This window comes from Lachnoclostridium sp., assembly GCF_031997925.1.
Taxonomy (GTDB): domain Bacteria; phylum Bacillota; class Clostridia; order Lachnospirales; family Lachnospiraceae; genus Lachnoclostridium.
In genome coordinates this window covers 52328-74994 of the sequence record NZ_DAMADT010000020.1, presented here as the reverse complement: position 1 = coordinate 74994, position 22667 = coordinate 52328, and the positions used below count along the sequence as shown (strand labels likewise).

Annotated in this window: 18 protein-coding genes and 1 pseudogene; 2 read left to right on the top strand and 17 right to left on the bottom strand. The window is 31.5% G+C overall.

Annotated elements, in window-relative coordinates; translation table 11 throughout:
• Both RTP52_RS13330 and RTP52_RS13325 read right to left on the bottom strand, forming a co-directional pair.
• Nucleotides 1-293 (bottom strand): annotated as a pseudogene (locus tag RTP52_RS13330) (ABC transporter substrate-binding protein); the annotation flags it as partial.
• 268 nt (nucleotides 294-561) lie between these two features.
• Nucleotides 562-2820: a helix-turn-helix domain-containing protein gene (locus RTP52_RS13325; RefSeq protein ID WP_312371951.1), complete on the bottom strand. Its 2259-nt coding sequence runs from the start codon at nucleotides 2818-2820 to the stop codon at nucleotides 562-564.
• Nucleotides 2821-3407: 587 nt separating this feature from the next.
• On the opposite strand from RTP52_RS13325, the gene RTP52_RS13320 reads away from it, so the two are divergent.
• Complete coding sequence (locus RTP52_RS13320) at nucleotides 3408-5384, top strand: SPFH domain-containing protein (RefSeq protein WP_312107306.1); 1977 nt, start codon at nucleotides 3408-3410, stop codon at nucleotides 5382-5384.
• A 295-nt stretch (nucleotides 5385-5679) separates the two neighbouring features.
• The gene (locus RTP52_RS13315; protein WP_312107307.1) at nucleotides 5680-5997 is read left to right on the top strand and encodes a DUF3784 domain-containing protein; all 318 of its coding nucleotides are present in this window, start codon (nucleotides 5680-5682) and stop codon (nucleotides 5995-5997) included.
• Nucleotides 5998-6188: 191 nt separating this feature from the next.
• Here RTP52_RS13315 and RTP52_RS13310 read toward each other — a convergent pair whose 3' ends face one another.
• The 15 genes from RTP52_RS13310 to RTP52_RS13240 all read right to left on the bottom strand — a co-directional run.
• Nucleotides 6189-7007, bottom strand: a complete 819-nt coding sequence (locus tag RTP52_RS13310) for a DNA-3-methyladenine glycosylase family protein (RefSeq protein WP_312371950.1) — start codon at nucleotides 7005-7007, stop codon at nucleotides 6189-6191.
• 229 nt (nucleotides 7008-7236) lie between these two features.
• Nucleotides 7237-7779 carry a hypothetical protein gene (locus RTP52_RS13305; RefSeq protein ID WP_312371949.1) on the bottom strand — a complete coding sequence of 181 codons (543 nt, stop codon included), beginning with the start codon at nucleotides 7777-7779 and terminating at the stop codon, nucleotides 7237-7239.
• 505 nt (nucleotides 7780-8284) lie between these two features.
• Nucleotides 8285-9853, bottom strand: a complete 1569-nt coding sequence (gene abc-f / locus RTP52_RS13300) for a ribosomal protection-like ABC-F family protein (protein ID WP_312371948.1) — start codon at nucleotides 9851-9853, stop codon at nucleotides 8285-8287.
• A 984-nt stretch (nucleotides 9854-10837) separates the two neighbouring features.
• Nucleotides 10838-11299 (bottom strand): GNAT family N-acetyltransferase, encoded by a 462-nt coding sequence (locus tag RTP52_RS13295; protein ID WP_312371947.1) that lies wholly within the window; start codon nucleotides 11297-11299, stop codon nucleotides 10838-10840.
• A 115-nt stretch (nucleotides 11300-11414) separates the two neighbouring features.
• Nucleotides 11415-11927 (bottom strand): GAF domain-containing protein, encoded by a 513-nt coding sequence (locus RTP52_RS13290; RefSeq protein ID WP_312371946.1) that lies wholly within the window; start codon nucleotides 11925-11927, stop codon nucleotides 11415-11417.
• A gap of 199 nt (nucleotides 11928-12126) precedes the next feature.
• Complete coding sequence (locus RTP52_RS13285; protein ID WP_312371945.1) at nucleotides 12127-13485, bottom strand: permease prefix domain 1-containing protein; 1359 nt, start codon at nucleotides 13483-13485, stop codon at nucleotides 12127-12129.
• Entirely contained in the window at nucleotides 13472-13810 is a 339-nt protein-coding gene (locus RTP52_RS13280) for a PadR family transcriptional regulator (protein ID WP_312106138.1), read from the bottom strand. Before RTP52_RS13280 ends, RTP52_RS13285 begins: the two co-directional genes overlap by 14 nt.
• 353 nt (nucleotides 13811-14163) lie before the next feature.
• Nucleotides 14164-15228, bottom strand: coding sequence for a hypothetical protein (locus RTP52_RS13275; protein WP_312371944.1), 1065 nt, complete (start codon nucleotides 15226-15228; stop codon nucleotides 14164-14166).
• A gap of 517 nt (nucleotides 15229-15745) precedes the next feature.
• Nucleotides 15746-15898: a hypothetical protein gene (locus tag RTP52_RS13270; protein ID WP_312106135.1), complete on the bottom strand. Its 153-nt coding sequence runs from the start codon at nucleotides 15896-15898 to the stop codon at nucleotides 15746-15748.
• A gap of 160 nt (nucleotides 15899-16058) precedes the next feature.
• Nucleotides 16059-17321: a serpin family protein gene (locus RTP52_RS13265; protein WP_312371943.1), complete on the bottom strand. Its 1263-nt coding sequence runs from the start codon at nucleotides 17319-17321 to the stop codon at nucleotides 16059-16061.
• A gap of 109 nt (nucleotides 17322-17430) precedes the next feature.
• Nucleotides 17431-18690 carry a serpin family protein gene (locus RTP52_RS13260; protein ID WP_312371941.1) on the bottom strand — a complete coding sequence of 420 codons (1260 nt, stop codon included), beginning with the start codon at nucleotides 18688-18690 and terminating at the stop codon, nucleotides 17431-17433.
• A 530-nt stretch (nucleotides 18691-19220) separates the two neighbouring features.
• Nucleotides 19221-19445, bottom strand: coding sequence for a hypothetical protein (locus tag RTP52_RS13255; RefSeq protein WP_312371940.1), 225 nt, complete (start codon nucleotides 19443-19445; stop codon nucleotides 19221-19223).
• An 81-nt stretch (nucleotides 19446-19526) separates the two neighbouring features.
• The gene (locus tag RTP52_RS13250) at nucleotides 19527-19859 is read right to left on the bottom strand and encodes a hypothetical protein (protein WP_312371939.1); all 333 of its coding nucleotides are present in this window, start codon (nucleotides 19857-19859) and stop codon (nucleotides 19527-19529) included.
• A 135-nt stretch (nucleotides 19860-19994) separates the two neighbouring features.
• Nucleotides 19995-20702 (bottom strand): leucine-rich repeat protein, encoded by a 708-nt coding sequence (locus RTP52_RS13245; protein WP_312371937.1) that lies wholly within the window; start codon nucleotides 20700-20702, stop codon nucleotides 19995-19997.
• 21 nt (nucleotides 20703-20723) lie between these two features.
• A partial coding sequence (locus tag RTP52_RS13240; RefSeq protein ID WP_312371936.1) for a leucine-rich repeat domain-containing protein occupies nucleotides 20724-22667 on the bottom strand: 1944 nt, incomplete at its 5' end.

Below are 22667 nucleotides of genomic sequence, written 5' to 3'. Positions count from 1 at the left end.
TCCACTTCAATTTCAATATTAGGATATTCTTTCTGAAACTTTCCAACCATATCATTTTGTTCAATAAATTCATTTAAATTGTTATCCCAGATTGCAAAAGTAATTGTTCCATTTAATTCTTCTTTTGAAGGACTTTCAGTTCCCTGTGTTTTGGTCCCCGTAGTATCACCTGCTTCTTGCGTAGGTGTTTTCGCAGTGTCTTTTGAAGTATCTTCTGATTTGTTACCACATCCCATAAATACAGACGCTACCATTGTACATGTTAAAATTGTTGCTAGAACTTTTTTTCGCATAATGTATACCTCCCTTTCTTTGTACCATCAGAATATCAATTTTCTGAGATTGATTCCATTTCATATTTTCATTTTTATTGATTTATTTTCACATCATTACTTTTATGGTTCTTAATACAAGGTTAGAAAAGATGATAAAAAGTAAGATATGAGACGCATTTTAGTGATATCAACCAGCGTCATTAGCAAAAGAGCACAGACAAACTGATATTTCATTAAAAAGTTTATCACTTTCTAAAGAACATTCAGTTTGCCCCTGCTCTTTGAATTAAGTAGTTCCCTTACGATATTGTGCTGGACTTATATTATTTAATTTTTTAAACATTCTGTTAAAATGTTCTACATTATGATAACCAACCATTTCAGATATTTCATATACTTTAAAATTTGTATTTTTTAGTAGCTCTTTTGCTTTTTGAATTCGTACCATTGTTAGATACGATGTAAAGGTTTCTCCAGTCTCCTTTGTAAACCGGCTAGTAAAGTATTTTTCATTTAACCCAACATACTCCGCAACCTTAATAAGAGATAAGTCAGCATCCTCATAATTATCGATAATGTAACGTTTTGCCTTTATTGTAACATCAGTTTCTGTCACATTAAGTTTTGTAGCTGAATAGTCCATGATCCAAGCGAAATAATTCGTTAACCACAATTTTAAGTTCCTCAAATCCTCAATACGATTGATTTTGTCTAAGTAATTATACTTCTGTCCAAAAACTTCAGAAAAACTATTGTTATCCATTGAAAACCTTCCAATTGCTAAAATAGCAGCAAATACATGTAGTTTGTTTTCATTCATTGACTTATTGTTAAGTAATTCAAACAATTTTTCTTTTTCTTGTACCAAATTTTTTTCATCCGCTATTGACAGAGCTATTGCTAAATGTTCATAATTTCTAACTAATAATAATATCTCACTTTGTTTTTCTATATTTTGATTTAAATCAATGATGGCTTGATTACCAAACAGGTGTCGAAAGCACATCTTGTTTTTGACATTCGCTATCTGATTTTCAAACTCAGAATAACCAAATGTCTCTGGTCCGATTGCAATGTTTATTTGTATTCCAAACTCTTTTTGACTCTCACGCTGTATTTCCTCAGCCATTTTAGTTACTTTCGATAGATAATCGACCTCAGTAATACGATAAAAAACTAAAAAGAAGTAGGCATTTTCTAAATATAAGAAACATCTTGAAACAAATCTTGGATTTCTTTCAAAGCTATTCGTTAATTTAAATATACTTTCCTTATCACTTTCCTTATTATGAATGTTTTCGATATAAAAACCGAGGATAGCGTATTTCTCCATAAAGAATTCCTTCGATCTTTGATTAACTTCAAATGGAGTTATTTCTTTTTGAATTAAAGCCGCAAAATAATCCCCCGGATTCTTTTCAACATTCCTTACTCGCTCCTCATACTCATGAATTAACGATTTCATTCTACGTGCCATAGCATTAAATTGATGAATCATAGTTCTAACTTCGGACTGACCCCTTGACACGATATGTACTTCGAGATTTCCCTCCTCCACCTGTCGAAGGCCATCACTTATCTCTTCTATTGGTTTCACAATACTTCTTAAGAAGTATCTAGAATAATAACCCGATAATAACAAAACAAGAACTGCTACACTAAGGATAATCCGCGCACTATCCCAATAATCCTCTGTTAATACCGATGTCTTTATATAGCTTTCGATGTACCAGATAGTATCATTAAACTCGAAAGGAGATACTACTTTTGTATATCCTTTCTTTAAATTAGTAATCTCAGTTTCATTTTGGGTTGAAAACACTACTCCCTCAGAACTAGTTATCTGTGTAATACCAAGCTTATTCTCTCCTTGTCTATACCCTAGGTTATATCTTTTTATACGATCCGAAGCACCAGCTACTTGATAAAACATAACCATTTCAACCTTTTGAGAACGGTCAGTTGTGACGTCAGGTGCTAACGCAAAAACCAGTATCAATAAATCTTTTCTTCCTCCAGTATAAAGATCATTTGCTGATATCGTATCATAGGAACCTACACAGACAGTGTTTGGATGTTCTAATGCTGCTTGATACCATTTTGATTCTTTAATTTCCTTTGATGATCGGTTGATACTATTTTTAATATAAGTTTCTTTCCCACTTTTCATATAAAAACCAACGGAGACAATATTCTTCACTGGTTCAAGAGCAAGATTGCCAGATTCATATAATTTTTGTTCATAGGAATATCTTGTATTTAAATCTTTCGTATCTGTACCTGCGGCATATTTTAATATTTCATTATTGTTGGTATAAATCAAATGAGAAAGTCTCATAGACATCACATTGATATCAGATACAAGCTCAGTTATTATAGTTTCATGGGAACGTTTCATGGTTTCGATAGCCTGATTTTTAAACTGCTTATTCAAAAATAATAAGGATAGAATTAAAACAACTAAGATTGGAATAACAATAAAACATAGAAATGAAGCATAGTATACTGTTTTTAATGGTAATCTTTTTCTTCTTGTATGAAACATTTAGGTTTCCTCACATAAATTCGATTTTCATAACTAACTCCATTATATCAAATACAATTAATTGTTCAAGAAATAGGAAAAAACTCATCTCTACCTATATTAAAAAATCGTAAGATGGTACTAAGATAATTAAGAATGGAATTGCTGAAATATGGATTCTGCATCTTTGCCACACTTTATTAAAAATACATTTACAGTATATACCATTGGTTAATGATTCTCAAGTATATCACCAGATTATTCATACAATCTATTTATTCAAATCTATCAATCTTTATATCTGTCAATCTTTCATATCGATCAATCTTTCATATTTATCAATTCTTCATATCTATCTATTCTTCATATCGATCTATTCTTCAAATTTATCAATACATTCTAAACTAACAGAAACTAATAAATTCATGGAGACCATAATCAATATTGAATTTTATATATTTTTAGTACCTTTTTATTGACATTTTGGTGATAGAAAACGTTTAGATATAAATTCTAAACACTAAAATAATAGAATATAATAAATTAGTTTTGAGACTAGTTAATCTTTCATTTACTAATAAAAAATATCAAAGAAAGGGGAAATTTTTATGAATCTATATGTCGTAGCATTACTAATTGGCGGCATTCTTTTAGCTGTGTACGTACTAATTTTTCAAATTCTTGGGCTTCGAATGATTCGGTCGAATGAGGTTGCTGTCGTAGAAAAATGGTGGAGTATTCATGGGTCGTTAAGAAATTCAATCATAGCTCTCAATGGCGAAGCAGGTTATTCTCCAGATTTACTACGGGGTGGTATTCACTTTCGCTCTACACTAATGTACCGTATTCATAAGTATCCATTAATTACAATACCTCAAGGACAAATAGCATATATTTTTGCAAAAGATGGTATTCCGCTCTCACCAACACAGTCTCTAGGTAAAGTAATTCCAGAAGCAAATAATTTTCAAGATGTAAGAGGATTTTTAAAAAATGGTGGCCAAAAAGGACCGCAACGTGGGATCCTAAGAGAAGGTACTTATGCGATTAATTTAGCTCAGTTTGTGGTAATTACTCTGAATGACATTAAAGCAATTTTGAATGTTTCTAAAAAAGAACGACTAGAACTTGAGAGTATGCAACAGACATTAATTCAACGAAATGCTTTTGTTCCTGTTATCATTATGGGAAGAGGAAATGAATCCAGTGACTTGATGGGTATCGTTACAATCCATGACAGTCTTCCATTACAACAAGGAGAAATAATAGCTCCTTACGTTGGAGAAGGTCACTCAAGTTATCAAGATCCAGAGAAATTTATTGAGCTTGGTGGACGTAGAGGAAAGCAAATTGAAGTATTAACTGATGGTACTTATTACATCAATCGTTTATTTGCAACCGTAGAATTTCGTCCAAAGACTGTGGTACCAATTGGTAATGTTGGAGTTGTAGTTAGTTTCTTTGGGGCACAAGGAGTTGATACTACTGGTGCAGACTACAAACATGGAGAACTTGTGGAGACCGGTTGTAAAGGTGTTTTACAAAAACCGTTGATGCCTGGAAAATATGCTTTTAATACCGATGCAGGGAAAGTGGTTTTAGTACCTACAACGAATATCATATTAAAATGGAACCGTGGTGAAGTTGGGGAACACAAATACGATCAAAATCTATCGGAAGTTGATATTATCACAAAGGATGCCTTCGAACCATCTCTCCCACTTTCTGTGGTTATGCATATCGATTACAAGCAAGCGCCTTGGGTAATACAACGATTTGGTGATATTAGCATGCTTGTAAACCAATCACTTGATCCGCTAGTTAGTGCATACTTTAAAGATGTTGCACAAACAAAAACATTAATAGAGTTAATTCAAGAACGTAGTTCTATCAGAGAAAGAGCTGTTGTAGAAATGAAAGAAAAATTCAACAAGTACAATCTTCAATTAGAAGAGGTTTTGATTGGTACTCCAAAATCATCCAAAGATGATATACAAATTGAAAATATTCTAACTCAGCTTAGAGAAAGACAAATTGCGGAAGAAAAGAAAATTACATATCAGAAGCAACAGTCTGCTGCGGAGAGTGAAAAATCACTTCGTGAAGCCCAGGCAATTGCAGAACAACAAAGTTATCTAACAAAATCAAAGATACAAATTGAAATAGAAGGAAATAACGGTGCTGCTCTAGCAAGTAAAGCAGAACAAGAAGCAAATCAAATCATAGCTCTTGCGAAAGCGAATGCTTCTAAAGTTCGCTTAGAAGGTGAAGCTGATGCATCAAAAGAATCGAATATTGGTCTAGCAAAAGCTCAAGCTATCGATGCCCAGGTAAAAGCATATGGTGGATCTGAATATAGAATTATCCAAGAAATCACAGATAAATTAGCAGATGCTATAAAGAATACCCATGTAGACATTGTTCCAAAGACTATCGTTACGATGGGGAATTCAGGCGAAGAAGGTGCTTCCTCTAGTTCCACAATTTTAGATGCTCTTCTTAAACTTATTACAATTGATAAATTAGGGGTTTCATTACCAAAGGTATCAGAAAGTGAAAAGGAACAAGTATCCATAATAGATTAGAACTATTAGAAAGCGACAAGTAGTCGTGTTTATTAATCAAATACATCGTATTATAGAGAGCACATCTGAAATAGGTGTGCTTTTCTATGCAAGAAATAAACAATCTGTTTCAGTTCAACTTGACTACCTTTCATATAATAAATGTTTTGATAAGAGTTTGATACTAAGAAATGCTGGTACTATTGATGAATCTGTTTGTAAAGTATTTTTTCAAAACAGATGTAACTTAGAATATTTTTAGTGGTATAATATAGATGAAAAACAACGTGGTAAATAGGAACTTGGGGGTGTTGAAATGTCTTTGTTTGAAGTAATTTTAATGTTAGTACTAGGCAGTTTGTTTGTTTTTACAGGCTGGAGAATATGGAAAAAAGAACAGATAACTCTTATACATGATTATCATTATACGAAAGTATCTGAAGCAGATAAGAAACCTTATACAAGTAAAATGGGTAAGGCAACGATGCTTATAGGAATAGGAACGATTTTAACAGGTATTATTGGCTTTTTATCGCATACTGCATATGGTTGGTTCGCTTTTGGAATTTGTTTTATCAGTGGGCTCGCAATAATGGTATTTGCACAATTCAAATATAATCATGGGCTATTTTAATAATCCGTTATGGGAACAGTTAGTTGTAGAGCTCACTGCTCTTTTTATCCATAGTATGAGGTATAACATCCGTAAATGTAATACCTCATACTATAAATCTGAAAATATTCCTTACGTCTACCTAGTTACTAAATACAGATTAGTCCTTTATTTATTGCATAAAAAAGTTCACGAAACTTCCTTTTTCTTGCTTAACCTATCTTTGCCTCATATAAATCATAATAAAAAGCATATTGTTGTAATGCTCCCGAATACCCTCTATACTTATCAAAAGGAAATCCACCTGGATAATTTACTTCCAATACTTTTTGAATATGTGTATCAATTGGAAAAGCATCAAAATGATGAAGTGCATATAAACAGATACATTCTGATACCTTGATACCAACACCATATAATTTCATCAGCTCTTTTTTCGCATCTTCATAGCTTAACTTTGGTAAACCTTCTAAATCAAAACTACCATCTACAACTGCTCCCGCAGTTCTTAGGATATATTTCGTACGATAGCCCAAATTACATTCTTTTAATTCACTATCCGTCAAATGCTGAAAGGCTTCTGGTTTTGGGAATGTATAATATACATCGCCATTCTCATTTAATTTCTCATCACCATAACGTTCGCAGAGCATTTGAATACTCTTTTTTATTCTTGGAATATTGTTTTGTTGTGAAATTAAGAAGGAAACAATTGTCTCCCATAACTCTTGTTTTAGGATACGTATTCCCCACCCAAAAGACATCGCTGTTTTCATATATCGATCATTTTCATTTACAAGTCCAGTAATGGTATCATAATCAACATTCAACCCCAAATATTCCTTCCAAATCGACTGAAATTCATCTTCAGTACAAGATAATGTCAATTCGTTATCTTGTTGGTTGATTTTTAAATAATGTCCATATGCTACAACTTCAAATGTAATTTCACTAATTTCCTTCATACGGAAACATTGCCCAGAATAACATATCTTACGTATATCAAAATTTTCTACTGTGATTTGGTACATACTAATCCTCATTTCTAAACAAGTAAAGCAATCTTTGAAAAACTTCCTTGCCATGAAAAACTATTTAAAGTTAATAAAACTCTGCGAGTCAAAGCGGTTATTCGCAATCCGCTTACGCTACTTGCTAATAACCTCATTGCCACTAGGAGGCATTTTAAAACAAGTTAGTCCTTACTCCGCTTACAGAAGAGGAGGACTTCCTTGATGAGGTTAAATAATCTAAGATTACTTAACTATGAAAAAATTTATCCCGTTCATTATAATATAAATTTTTAGAATTATTAAATGCTATTAAAAATATGATATGAATAATTATTGCAATTATCGATAGAACAACTGTAAATGCAGGAAAAAATAATGAAACGTAAATTAACACATCAAATATTGTCATACAACTCCATAAGGATTTTAATTTATCTCCCTCTAAAATAATTCCATACTTCTGCTCTATATCAATGATGCCACTTACGATTTGATATAATATAAAGAACGAAATACTCATATTAATAATACCCAAAATAATTGAGAAACCTTGTAATTGGTATGATACACCAATTAAATCAAGGAAGAAAATAACACCTGTATAACAGGCCATAATAACTGCCCAAGGTCTTACCTTATCAAAAAATTCACTTTCTTTGATGAGTTCGTCAATCCCTTTAATCATAAGCAAATAACCTACAAAATTTGGTAGCAAATCTATCTGCATACCACCTAGATTCAAATTAAAATTAAGAAAGATAAATAATAACCCAATAAATATATTTTTCACTTTCCTCCCCCATTCATAATCATTGTTCCATTCTATTCAGATGGAAAAAATTTTGTTACCAGTTATGTTAGCATACTAATTGTATTCAACGCATACACACGGCAAATACAATTGTTCACTATGCTCTTAAGTAACTCATGTTTACTACAGGTGATGAAACTTGGTAATACCATGTAAGAATCGCGAAAAACTAATTTTATTGAATGTTTACTAACTAATCTTATTCTTTGCCCTATACAAGATAAAGTACACTCGCGAACATCTCCTTGTGATAAGCTATAATATAATAATAAAGTAATAATACGGTTACGTCAAACTCTATTCACACATAATTGCTAAATTTATTGCAGAAAACGGATAGCAGAATTGTCCCTAATTTGTGCTTATTTTTTAGACTCATAATTTCTTATTAATTCATACTTACCATCATGGAATAACACCATATTATTGAACACCACCATATTGTTGAAATCACTATATTATTGAACACCACCATCCAAAGTAATTAATCTAAAGTTATTATCTTGGTTGCTACCCTATTACCAAACCATTCATCATGTTCAATAAATATAAGCGTTGGTAGGTATTGTAGTATCGCTTTTTCTAATTGTTCTCGAAAGTAAATATCCATAAAATTGAGTGGTTCATCCAGAAGAATTAATTGATTATCACAAACTAAAGCTCTTGCAATGTCTAATTTTTTCTTCTCTCCCCCACTAAATGTTTCAAACGGTCGAAGTAAAGTTTCGCTCGGAATGTCAAAAAGACCACATAACTCATAAATTTGATGTTGTTTACTATCCTCTTTAATATAATCTGTTATATATCCGGAATTCCATAATGGTTCTTGAAAAGACTCTGTAATCTGTATTTCATCAAAGTAATTGATACCATTGGACTCTAGATGTTTTGCAATCAATTTTAATAAAGTACTTTTCCCAGAGCCATTATTCCCACGAATCCAAATACGGTCACCTAGCGCTACTTTAAAGTTTAGATGTGAGAATAAGACACCGCCATCATATCCATAGGAAAGATCTTTTACTCTTAATATGGTATAACCCTCTAATGCCTTCTGTTTAATTTCTAGCTCCTTTGCTACTTCAAAGTTTTGCAACAGCTTACTTTTTTCCTCTAGGTTTTTCATTACCCTATCCTCAGCTCTTTTTGCATGCATCATAAACTGTGCTGCTCGTGAACCGCTAGAACGTTCAAACTTTCCGTGATTATTCTTAGTTTTCTCAGCACTACTAGCCCAATCACGTTTCATAACTGATTGATTATTCAAAGCTTTGATTTCTCTTACTAATCTTGCTTCCGTCCGGGATTCAAAATTTTCTTTTTTATCCTTATTCTCTTTCCAGGAAGTAAAGGTTCCTCTCTCAATTTCAATGTTCGATTTATTAATTGATAAAACATGATCTATAACTTCATCTAAAAAGCTTCGATCATGAGAAACAACCAAGAAACCCTTTTTTTGTTTTAGATATTCCGCCAATAATTTTTTCCCAACCAAATCAAGATGATTCGTTGGTTCATCTAGTAATACATAGGAGTTATTCCGTAAAAACATTGCTATGATTTGAAGTCTAGTTTTTTCTCCTCCTGATAAAACATCATAATCACGGGTTAGTATCTCTTCCGGTAAATTCATGAGAGCTATCTCTCTTAAAATGCGACTTTCCATTTGAAATCCATCTGCTTCAAGATACTGTTCAAGTAACTCTTGATATTCCTGATACCGTGTTTTATCCTCAGAAACGATAATTTCCTCCATAGTATCTTCCATAGTCTTTAAGTTCCCAATGCACTCCTTTATCACATCAAGAGTTACTCTATAGTTAGTATTTATCTCATAAGGAAAAAATTCCGTTTTTACATGTTTCACCACATTCCCCTTATCAGGAACTAAATTTCCATGCAAGAGTTTTAGAAAAGTTGATTTTCCTCTCCCATTTCTCCCTATGAGGCCTAGCCTCCAATCGGTTTCGAGTGTTAAATTGACATTTTCAAATACAGTCTGATAATATTCTGCATAGTGAAAATACATATTTTGAATTATTATTTTCGACATAGTCTGCCTACCTTTCTAACCTGGCATCTACGACGAATTTTGTCGTATTCTATGCTAGGTTACCTAATTGATTTCTCTGTTACTACTCTCTCTATAAGAGGTAATTTCTCTGTTACTACTCTTTCTTTAAAACGTAATTTTGAAAGCAACATGTTAACACCACCTTTCTAAATTTCTACAACAAAAAAAGAGCCTGAAAAAACACTCCAGACGCAAAAACACTGTATGCTATATGATAATCTCAATAGAGGACCTATAATTAGCCAGCATATTATGTACAATAGAAAGTAATGATACCTCCTATTTTTACAATATCTAAGCTACGTGAATTTTCTAATTTTAAATGAATTACAAACAGAAAATAAACCAAGCTTCCTCATCTAAACTTATCATTCTTACATACAGTTGTTATTTACGAATTCTCATTGTGTTTTTCAACCTCTTATATTGTTAAATTTATATTTCTTGTTTATTATATACTGGAATTTGTTAGGTATCAAGCATTATCTAGAATATTCTTAAAATACTTAAAATGTTCTAATAATTATTTAATCACAGATAAATTATTTGATTAATTATATAGCTCTTATCAATTACTTTCTTTCCGGTAATTTTATATCTACTTTTGGCTTATAAACCTAACTCCATTTTTATCTAGGTTCAAATTATAACTTCTCATCAATAGCTTTTTTTCTCACAAGAATAATATAATTTGAAGAATAAAAGACCGGCTAAAAAGTATAAAAAGATAGTAGCGAAATCTGAATTTATCAAAACATTAATAAATCCCATAGCGGTAAACAAAACCCCAGTAATGAAAATTACCTTCCTCTTCATATAAATTCCTTACTCGTAGTTGATACTATTATATCTATCTTTTCTGAAAGAATTACAACGAAGTAGAAATCAATTTATCTAAAAGCAAACATATTTTTAAACAAGTGCTGTTTTGCAGTACGAAAATAATGTTATTTTATTAATATCTTATAACTCACATCTCATCGTCTTTACATCTTCTCGAAACTTCTCGCGTTCATAAAGTTTTATCGCAGCTTCATTTTCGCGTAAAACGTTTAATTCCAAGTACTCTAAGTTTCTGCATCTAGCCCAATCCTTGCAAGCATTCATTAATTTTGTTCCGGTGCCATCCCCTCTTTGTTTTGGGTCTACCACCAAATCCATAAGATAAGCAAATCTATGAGAGACGAGACACTCATATTCAGGTGTAACTTTAGCCTGAATCAAAGCAAAACCCATCACCTGATCTTCTTTTTCCGCAATGATAATATCTGCCTCGTTATCTTCCAATATTGATTGAAGAAATGCAGCATCCTGATCACTTTCTTTAAAGTACTTTGGTTGAAATCTACTCATTTCAGTAAATAAAACACGATACAACGTTTTAATTGCTGAGATATCGTTAAAAGTTGCTATTCTTATATTCATAGGTAACCTCTCCAATTCATCTCTTCATCTTTTCGATGCTTGTATTTTTATCGTTTTTAATTAATATTTTAAAGATACCTCTTTGCTCATAGAACTAACTTTCATAAGAGTTCTATCAAAAATCATATTGGAGACTACTTTTCCAATCACAGCACTCCACTAATAAGGATACGAATTGTTCCAAATACTCTGCATCAACCTCATCAAAGCGATGAAAGTTTGGACTATCAATATCTAATACACCAAGTATTGTTCCACTTTTCTTCATTGGAATCACAATTTCTGAGTTAGAAGCACTATCACATGCGATATGACCTGGGAATTCATGAACATCTTTCACAACTTGAGTCTTTTTCTCTTTCACTGCAGTACCGCATACCCCACGTCCGACAGGGATGTGAATACAAGCAATTTTACCTTGGAATGGCCCAAGAATTAAGTTTCCTCTTTTCATAAGATAAAATCCTACCCAGTTAATATCTTTCAATGCTTGATTTAGTAAAGCAGAAGCATTACCTAAATTTGAAATTACATCCTGCTCTCCTTCTAACATTGCCTTTAATTGTGCCAATAATAAGTCGTACATCTCTACTTTATTGTCGTGATATATACAATCGATTTGTTCCATACTTCTACCTCACTTATCTTCTGACTTTATTACTATTAATGAGATATTACATAATGCTTTCTCTCTAAGAATAGTGTCGTATTAAAAGAATGCTAACTAATTGTGTACAAAGTATTTTAGTTGGCATGAAAACGTATATTTTCATTTTATCATATCAACTCGTTTTTCAAAAGATATAGTCTCTAGCCTTATATATAAATTACTCACTCTTAATGAAAATCCTTATATCTCTTCTTCGTTGTAACCAGTTTCTTTTCTTCTTATTTGTACGGTCAGAAACTAGTCCTGTATTCCGATATACAGACAAAAGAAGACCAACAATTGCATAAGAAAATATAATATTTCTTGCACCATTTGATAAGAACGGAAGTGCTTGCTGTTTTATTATCAAGTTAAATTTCATAGAGACTAAATTATTAAAAATATAAAAAAATGTTTCTACTATAAAAGTTAGTGTACAGGCCATTCCAACCATATATCCGAGATAACTCTTTTGAACTTTTGCGATTCGAAACGCTTTATATAATAAAAAGAGAAGTAGAGCAATTACGCAAATTCCAGCTAATATACCAAACATACTAAAAATAAAGACAAGGATGTAATCACTCTCAACAGCTGGTACCCGATTAATAATATCCGAACTGCCACCGAGGATTTTAGAATTGGTTAATGCCTGTCTTGCCATGTTCGACTGATACGTAAAATCCTGGTTAGGTACATAGGTGAATATAGATTTTAATCTTTCAATCTGGTAATTGCTTAATAAAGGGATACCAAACTTTAGGCATAGCAAAATAAATAAAGCTGGTATACCAATCGTACTTGCCCAAACAATTGCAAAACCTATTTTTCTATTACCAAACCAGCGTTTACCAACAGTAACATTTAACATAATAAGATAGATTACAATATAATGAATCACTACCGATACACTTCTACCGCATAATGCTATAAAGATTGGTGTTGCTCCAATAATTACTGATAACATTAACCCAATTAACTTTAGTTTCCTTAAGCGGAACAAAATACCTGCGAAAATAGGTACGAATAATAAGGTGATGAAAAATAAATCGTTGAAAACGTTATAATGTCGGTGTCCATATTCAATGATATAAATACCAAGGAGTGATAACACTCCCCATATTAAGAATGGATACCTTCCTATTATCGTGTAGTCGATATAATAGACAAATACCATCACTCCAATACCGATTACGATATAAACTGCTTGCGTATTAAAATAGCTCGTAGTAGAATGAAAAACCCTTCCAACAACAAATTGAACGATAAGGCTAATAGCGCTAAAGAGTATCACTGTAAATAATAGTTTTTTCTCTAGTTTAGGACGATGTATACGGTTTAATTCTGTACCAACTTCTACCGGATCCCCCATATCAAGAATTGCCTTTTGTTCCGCTTCTACGTAACTTAATCCGTCTTCCTCAAATGCTTTAATTTGTTCCTCTAAATGATCTTTTAATTCATCTTCAATCAGTAATTTTGCCTTATTATTACGAATTTGTTCTTTTACTGTAGTAATATAATCAGACCATCCCATAACAGTTTCCTCCCAATACATTACTTACTGCTTTGGAATATTCCTGCCATTCTTCTTTCTTTTGTTTTAAATACTTTTTTCCTTCTTTGGATATCTTATAATACTTACGAACTTTACCATTAACCTCTTCTTCATACGAGAATAATAAGTCCTTTTCTTCCAGAGAATGGAGTAAAGGATATAAAGTTCCTGCCTTTAATTCAAACACGTTATTGGATTGTTTTCGTAAGGTATCAATCATTTCATACCCATACATATCTTTCTCTTCAAGTAAACGAAGCAACAACATTGTAGTACTTCCCGATAATAAGCTTTTCTCAATCATAACAACCCTCCATATATAGATTATCGATATATGTTATGATATATCGATAATCTATATATGTCAAGGTAAATTTAACTCTTTTATCCATTTTATTTCCAATTTATATCAAAATATTCTCAGCAATGATACCACCTTCATTTCTTATAATATATCTTAAAAACTTAAAATACTAATAATTGAATCTTTTTATAATCTCCATTTAAATATTACTGTCACAACACACCTTTAGATATTTCAACAAATTTAGATTGGTTCGCTGTCTTACCCGAGAACGAGCTAATTATATCCGAAAAAATCTCTGAGAAATACCTTACTTCTCAGAGATTTTTTCACTTTATTATAAAATAGAATTCTTACTTCACAAAATATCCGATATCTAAAATTACTTTGCCATCTTTATCTTGAGTTGTAAATCTAGGGCATACATACCGTTCGAAAAACCAGCAAGCACCATTGCTATCTTCAAGAACTTGGATACCTTTCTCAATTAGTTCTTCATAGCAGTCTCCCTCATGACCATAAACATTTTCTTCGTGTCCCTTAATCCAACAAACCCCTACACAGTTAAAATTAAAGTCAACATAAGAATAACCATCAGGGACTACACTGTTTTCCGGAAGAAACATCCCTATCCAATACTCATAAGGTTCTCCCTCCTTATAACGTTCAAGACCTATATATGCCTCCGCGTCAGTATATACCTTTTGAAACTCTTTCGTTAACAGCTTTTCAATTACTCCAAATTTCCCTGTCTCAAACCATTGACCCCAGTGCCAACCATACATACCGTTGACCCTATCTTCATCACTGTATTTTATACCAATAAATCTGGTCTTAGGGATTTCCTCCTTATAACATTTTACAATCTGATAAGGAGAACAATCCCATATGTCATTTTCTTCCTTTGTAATTTCATTAATCCTATCTACTGATATCTTCCCTTTTTCTGTCGGTACTAACTCTACTTTATTTACATCATTTTCTTCAGCAGAAAAAATAGTAGCTTCAAAATCATTCATGGATAACGTATAGTTAACGATATGATCTTCACTTGCTATGTAAGGAATGGAAAATAAATAATACTTTCCTATGTTTCTAATTAAATAAGAGCAGTTATTAGAAAGTTCAAATGTTGTCGCCTTATCCCAGTCACTTTGGAATAGCTGAGCCCTAAAGGTTGTACCAAAATTCTTCTTAATATGTACCCAAAATACAAACTGTATTATCTCTCCTATATGTATTGTTTCACCACTATAAAATAGGGTTGACCATTTTCCACCTCGACTATCGACATACCAATATTCCGGTGTCACGTTATCTGAGCATTGTTCTGATATAATTCTCCCATTACTTTTTGGAACATAAGGACTGTTATTCCAGGTGGAAGTATTAATTGTTACAAAACGTTTGTTTGACATAATCAAAATCCTTTCTAAAGAATTGAGGTAAAATCGTTTATTTTATCTCCACATATAATTTGGTTCTAGTCTACAAGCTCTATATCTTATGTATTTTGGTTGTTTACCTTTTGAAATAGATTTAACTATGTTCTTTCTTGAGAATTCTAGAACTAACGTTCTTAGAAAAGTGTAAAATTCGTACTAATTTTTAATTTTTCATTTGAGTATTATTTTGCTTTGCACAATTGATGTTATAAATGATTATAATGAAACGATATCATATTTACCATTTTTTATCAATGATTAGGATTTAAAATATACTAAATACTTTCATATCATTACTAACTCAATATATATCTTTTATCTACTTTATGTACCGTAATTTTTTTGTTATGTAAACCAGCATCTATCTGACTTATTGAATAAAAAAAGGTTAAAGCCATCTGACTAAAACCTTTTAACACTCTTAGAGAATTTTATGTCATAACTACTTCTCTATCCCATAGAATATATTTTTTTTCTATTGTCCTTTCACTTATTCATTCGTATTATCTTTTTTAGTTTTTCGTTGGCAATAAGGTAATCCACTTTTTTTATTTTCATTATGGTGCGTGATACATTCCTCACACTTACCATGTCTTTCACATTTTGTTCTTTTGCAGATACATTTCATTACTTCCTTTTTCATTACGAAACCTCTTCCTTTATATTGCACGAATAGTATAACATAAAGATTATAAACAAAGATATCGTCTATTTTTTCCTTTGTATACTTTATATGTTAACATCATAATATAGTTAAATACGAAACTTACGTTTTCAAGTATTGGAAAGGGCTATGAAAGCCCTTATTCAATGTCCTTCACAGTACCAATAAAGATTGGTAAATTCGTTTTGTTATCAACAATAGCAAATACGAAAGGTCGGTCCAATTTTACTGTGTATCCGAGCGCAGCAGTCTCTACCGCCATTTCCACTTTTGTCACTGCTCCGGCTTTTGTCCCTAATTCATCCACACTAATAAATGCTTTATGTAGCACCTCTTTAATGTAGATGTTACCATCAGGAGAACTACCTAAATTAGAAAAATCAGCTCTGTTTTCATCAAAAGAAGTCACTAACCCAAGGTTTTTCAAAGCATCATTCATTTTAATGGTGTAGTCGAACTTAAATTTAGGAAGTTGAGCTAATACACCAACTGTTTTGGCATTCTCTATAATGGATAACAAATGTTCTCCTGTAAGAGAAGAAATGTAGTCCTCAATTGACACCCCATCGTTTGGTAATAGCGTAACAAAACTATAATGATCATTTTGATAATTTTTGATAAATCCAGTTGCATTTTCATCTTCAATGTATAAACTTTCGTTAGAATTCATCATTTTAACGTTACGTTTCGTACCATTCCATGATGTGAATTCTCCAGAAATGATATCATTTTTCTTATAAACATTCTTCCATTTTCCATCAAATACTACAGCATTGATTAGAAACATTACAGTATCACGATCAATACTATCAATAATCTCATCAATCATTCCATCCGTATTATTTTTCACCCATAGATTAATATCTTTTATTGTTGTATCATCAAATGGAGATTTAAAAACTGCTGCCCCATAAAAATTAGCATTCTTTTGTAGAAAATCCTGTTTCACAATGAAACTGTTTTCATCATCAGAAAACCAAATAGAGTTTGCAAGGTTTAATTTACTATTTTTTTCTGATGGGAGCTGATTTACATAAGAATATAAATACTCATTTAACTCCTCGATAGAACTACCACCTGCCAATAACAATTCCATCTCTTCTTTTGTAGTAGAATTTGCACCATTTGCAGTCATCGCAAGTGCTAATAATACAGACAGTGGTGATATGAGTGAGTTTTCGTTTTCTTTCATAACCTTCTTAAATAGATTTACTGAAAAATTAGCAGTTTGAGTAATAAATTTTTCATCCACATTTATTTCACTTACTGTTTCTGCTTTTATACCATCCATCAAGTTGGCACTTTGCACTTTCATGGCACATCCAGCTATAGAAAATACAAGAGCAATTAAAACTGAGATGGATACTATTCTATTAAAATAGCGCTTATTTAAATGATACACACAATCCCCTCCTTTGTTATGTTTCGCAAAATTTGTATTGTTTCGTAAGATTTATTTTTTTATAAGATTTATTTTGTTGTATGATTTATTTCGTTTCATAAGATATCATTTAGTCAATGTCCATCACAGTACCTAAAAATATTGGTATTTTAGTTTTATTATCAACGATTACAAATAAAAAAGGTCGATCTAACTTAACCGTATATCCCATAGCAGAGCCACAATTCATATCTACTTTTGTTACTGCTCCTGCTTTTGTCCCTAATTCATCCACACTAATAAACGACTTATGAAGGACCTCTCCAATGTAGATGTTACCATTAGTAGAGCTACCTAAATTCGAAAAATTTGCGCTATTTGGATCAAAGGAATTCTCTAAACCAAGAGCAATCAAAGCATCTTTCATTTTAACAGAATAATCAAACTTAAATTTTGGAAGTTGAGCTGATACATTTGCTACTTTAGCATTCTTTATTAAGGATAACAAATGTTCTCCTGTAAGAGAAGAAATGTAGTCCTCAATAGATACATCGTTGTTTTGTAATAACGTAACAAAACTATAATGATCATTTTGATAATTTTTAATAAACCCAGTTGTATTTTCATCTTCGATATATAGAATTTCGTTAGAATTCATCATTTCCACGTTACTTTTAGTACCATTCCATGCTGTGAATTCTCCTGAGAAGATATTATTTTTCATGTAAACATTCTTCCATCTTGCATCAAATACTACTGCATTAATCAGATACATTATAGCGTCTTGATTAATATTATCGATAATCTCATCAATCATCCCATCGGTATTATTTTTGACCCAGAGATTGATATCTTTAGTAGTTGTGGCATCGAATGGTGATTTATAAGCAGCTGCATTATAAAAAGTAGCATTCTTTTGGAGGAAATCCTGTTTCACAGTGAAGTTATTTTCATTATCACGAAACCAAATAGAGTTTGCAATGTTTAATTTGCTACCTTTCTCTGAAGGGAGTTGTTTAACATAAGAATATAAAAACTCATTTAATTCCTCAATAGAATTCCCACCTGCCAATAACTCTTCCATCTCTTCTTTTGTGGTGGAATTTGCACCATTTGCAGTCATCGCAAGTGCTAATAATACAGAAAGCGGTGATACCAAAGAGTTTTCGTTTTCTTTCACAGTTTTCTTAAATAGATCCACCGAAAAATTCGCTGTTTGAGTAATAAATTTTTCATCCAGATCTTTTTTACTTACTGTTTTTGCTTTTATACCATCCATCAAGTTGGCACTTTGAACTTTTATAGCACATCCAGTAATAGATACTACAAGAGCGATTAAAACGAAGATACTTACTATTCTATGAAAATAGTACTTATTATTATGGAACACTCAATCCCCTCCTTCATTTAGATTCATAAGACTTCTTTTGTTTTGTAAATATTACTTTGTTTCGCTATTTAATTTCGTAGATAAAACCTAATACGCTAAATATTTTTGTTATGTACGTTACATTTGTAAATCGTTCCATCTGTAAATTACTCTTCAAAAATCACTTTTTCAATTGCTCTTGTTAGTACTCTCCTATATTAGTATGGGAATACATTTATAGATTAGACGATTTCAATTACTATTAGTTCCTATATAATGTTTTCAAAATATAAAAGCAAAATGCTGAAATTCTTTATACTGTTTTCATAATTATTTTTTGATAGATTCTGTATGATATAAAACATCAGGTACTCGATGTAAGTACCTGATGTTTTTTCTAATATATTTCAAAGCTGCGGAGAACGTTACCTTGAATCACTTTGATATTAGGATTTTTAGACGTATAATTCTCAAGATATTTGTGATTTTTTAGCACTTCACTATATTCAGTATTTGATACTTCTTCTTTAATAACAAAATTTTTATCTTTCTTAGCCATCAACAAGCTTTGCCTTTTTATTTCCTTTGGAAAGTTCAAAAGTTGCTAGATTTGGAAAAAGCTCATAAGGAAAGTTGTAACCATCTCCTGTAATAATAATTTTAGTAACAGATGAAATTTCTGGGAAAAAGTATCGATATGACGTATCGCGGTTGCAATTTTCTGGTATTGTTAAGGTTGTTATCTTTGCTTTTGGTGGTAGTAATGTAAGCATCATATTATCTTTTTTATATAGTAATCCACCATAAAGTATAAAATTTTTATTTCCTTTTTCAATTTCTATTGTTTCTAAAGAATCTCATCTTCCTTTGCTTAGACCTTTTATTTTTTCTTCATAAGAATACCAAGATAATTGTTTTAATTCATTTAAATCTCTCGGTATTGTAATTTTCTTTACCTTTCGAATGGTTGGTATCGTACTTTCCTCTAAAGTTAGGCTTGTAATGGTGCTAGGAAACTTTAAGTGCTCGACCGATTTCTTTGATGGCCATGCAACTAATTGAGTTTTGTCCTTATTATATAGCACTCCATCTACTGTTTCATATTTTGGATGACTCGTAATTTCATAATTACTAATAAAACTTTCTGCTAAGGGTGGTTTTTTATATTCGGAATAATCCGGTTCATACAAATTTATTAATCCTGAAGGAAGAACCAAAGTATCAATCGTCGCGTACTTAAAACTATCTATTGCTATATTCTTAACAGTTCCTGGTATGATGTAACGTTTTTGCTTTTTGCCTTGTGGATAAGCTATTAATCCTGTCTAATCTTTGTAAAACCAAACGCCATCCTCCACGGTATAATAAAGGTTATCTTTCGTAACTTCAAATGCTTGTAAATTAGGCAGATTTCCATAATCAGAGAACGGATTGTTCCATAACCTAAATCGAGTACCTAATACTATCTTTTCGAGATACTTATTATATCCAAACGCCTGCTCTCCAAGAGAAGTCACAAATTCTGGCATGATATATACCTTATCTGGTTTTGAGGATGGATAATGAAGTAAAGTTGTTTGATCCTTGCTATATAGTACTCCATTCGTGGATAAGAAATAGGGATTCTCTTTACTAACCTCAATATTCTCTAATTTTGATAAGAAGTGGCTCTCATTTATTTTCTCATTTTCTTTAATAGTATGAAATGCTCTCCCAATGTCTTCTAATGTAGATGGAACTATGATTTCTTTTACATTAGGAAATGGATAAAATACAAATCTACCTAAACTTTCAACCCCTTCTTCAAAAATAATTTTCTTAACTTTAGGGTAAATATCGATTCTCTCGAAAGATGAAAAATCTACATTCTTAGGGATAAGTAACGTTTCTTCAGCCTTGTAATTGTTACTATTTCCCCAAACAAACTGGTCTTTCTCTTTTGCTACCACTTCCTTAGCAAAAACAGTGTTTGTCTGGAGTAAGAACATAAGTATTAATAATAAAAAACCAATGATTCTTTTAAAATAGTTCATATCGTAGCCCCCCTTAAAATTCTAATAGGTATGCAATATAATATTGTCAAAATGGATAGGTTGAAAATTATTATGATACCATTTTTTAATCCATAAATCTCCATCCTTAAGGTATTGGCATTGACTACTGCTATCGATATAAATATCTTTTAAATAAGGATTATAATTTAAATTTCTTACATCATAAATATCGTCAACTTCTTTTGGTAAATAGTAATTAGAATTCGTTTTTCCAACTGGATAGGCAATAAGCACCGCAGTACCATTAGAATATAATACTCCATCAATTGAGGTATGGAACTGATTAGTCGGATCAACTTCAATTTCTTTTAGAGTGCTAAAATAAAGCAAAGCATCTCCATAATTATGATTTTCTCCGTCTGTGTAACTAACATCTCCAAACCAATGTACACTCTGTGGAATTTTTAAAGTTTGTAAATAGTGATTTTCATTTCCAAATGCTACGACTTCTACAGTGTCAGGAATTTGATACACTTTATCTGTTTTAGCTGATGGATACACATGTAATACCTTTCTATCTTTTGATAAAAGTACACCCTCTACTGAAATATAATAAGGATTTTCTTTTGATACAACAAATTCTTTTAAATTCGGGCAATCACTACCCGTTGGTATTGTATATATTCCGTAATCATAATCATTAACAAAGTCATACAGTTTGCAATGATCTGATACTACGAGTTTTTCAAGATGATTCTGTTTTACTAATTGGTCATTATCTACATTAGTCACTGTCTCTGGAATCTTAAATTCTTTCGCTGGTAAATCAATTGGGTACCAAAGGACATGAGTTTTCTCTTTATTATATAAAACACCATTTTCTATAACAAATAATTTATTATCTCTATCAATCTTTAGTTCTGAAAGGTTTACAAAACCGCTTAATAGTACACGATAATAAGGTTTTTGTATACCTTTAAACTTTCTGAGATTTTTAGATAATGTTAATACCTTTGTCGTATTTTCTGTACAGAATATTTCCATAGGAAAGACTTCTAAGTTATTATGTATTGTTATGTCTGTATCTTTATTTTGATTAGGATACAGCCTTAAATTCTTGTAATGACTGGAATATAATACTCCATCATACAGTTTAAAATAAGGATGTTGTTTATTCACAAAAATTTGTTCGATACGATTATCAGCTGTCCCAATAATGGCTGTAAGAGCGTCAGGAATCGTTATCTGCTTTACTTTATTAAAATGCTTAATCATGCTGCAATCTAGATATGTTAATTCTTGTGGTAATATAAGAGATTCTACTATCTTTTCTTCCGGCCAATAATAAAGATAGCTTTTGTCTTTACTGTAAACTACACCATCAATTGAAGTTAAGCTTTTATTTTTCTCTGAAATTATTACTTTAGTAAGAGGTGTATTCTTGAAAATGCCACTATAAAAAGATCTGAAGCTTGTTGGCAACGATATTTCCGTTAAATTTGTCTTCGCAAACGCTTCGCTTTCTATCAATATTACACCTTCCGGAATAATAACTGAATTGATTGGAACATTATTAAAAGCACTATCCTCTATTATTTTAGTACCGGCTTCTACTACAGCATCCTTATTTCCATTGTATGGATAAAGAATTAACCTATCCTTTGATTTATTATATAAAACACCATTAATGCTTGAGTAAGCTGAGTTCTTCTCATCTACTAAAAATTCTTTTAGATTAGGTAGCGGATATGTACTAATAGAAGATATGCTAGTAATGTTTGCAGGAATGTAAATACTTATAGCATTAGTAAAACATGTTAATTCATATAAGCCAAGATATGTTTCTGTAGTATCAATTTTAATATGCTTTACTTTTTCAAATTTTGTTAACAAGTCTTTGTTATCTGTATTAATTGTAGTATTATGAAGAATAATTGTATCCTCATTCTCAAAAGTATAGTCAGGATTGTTATTAACTGCTGAAGCACCCATAACTTTTATTTC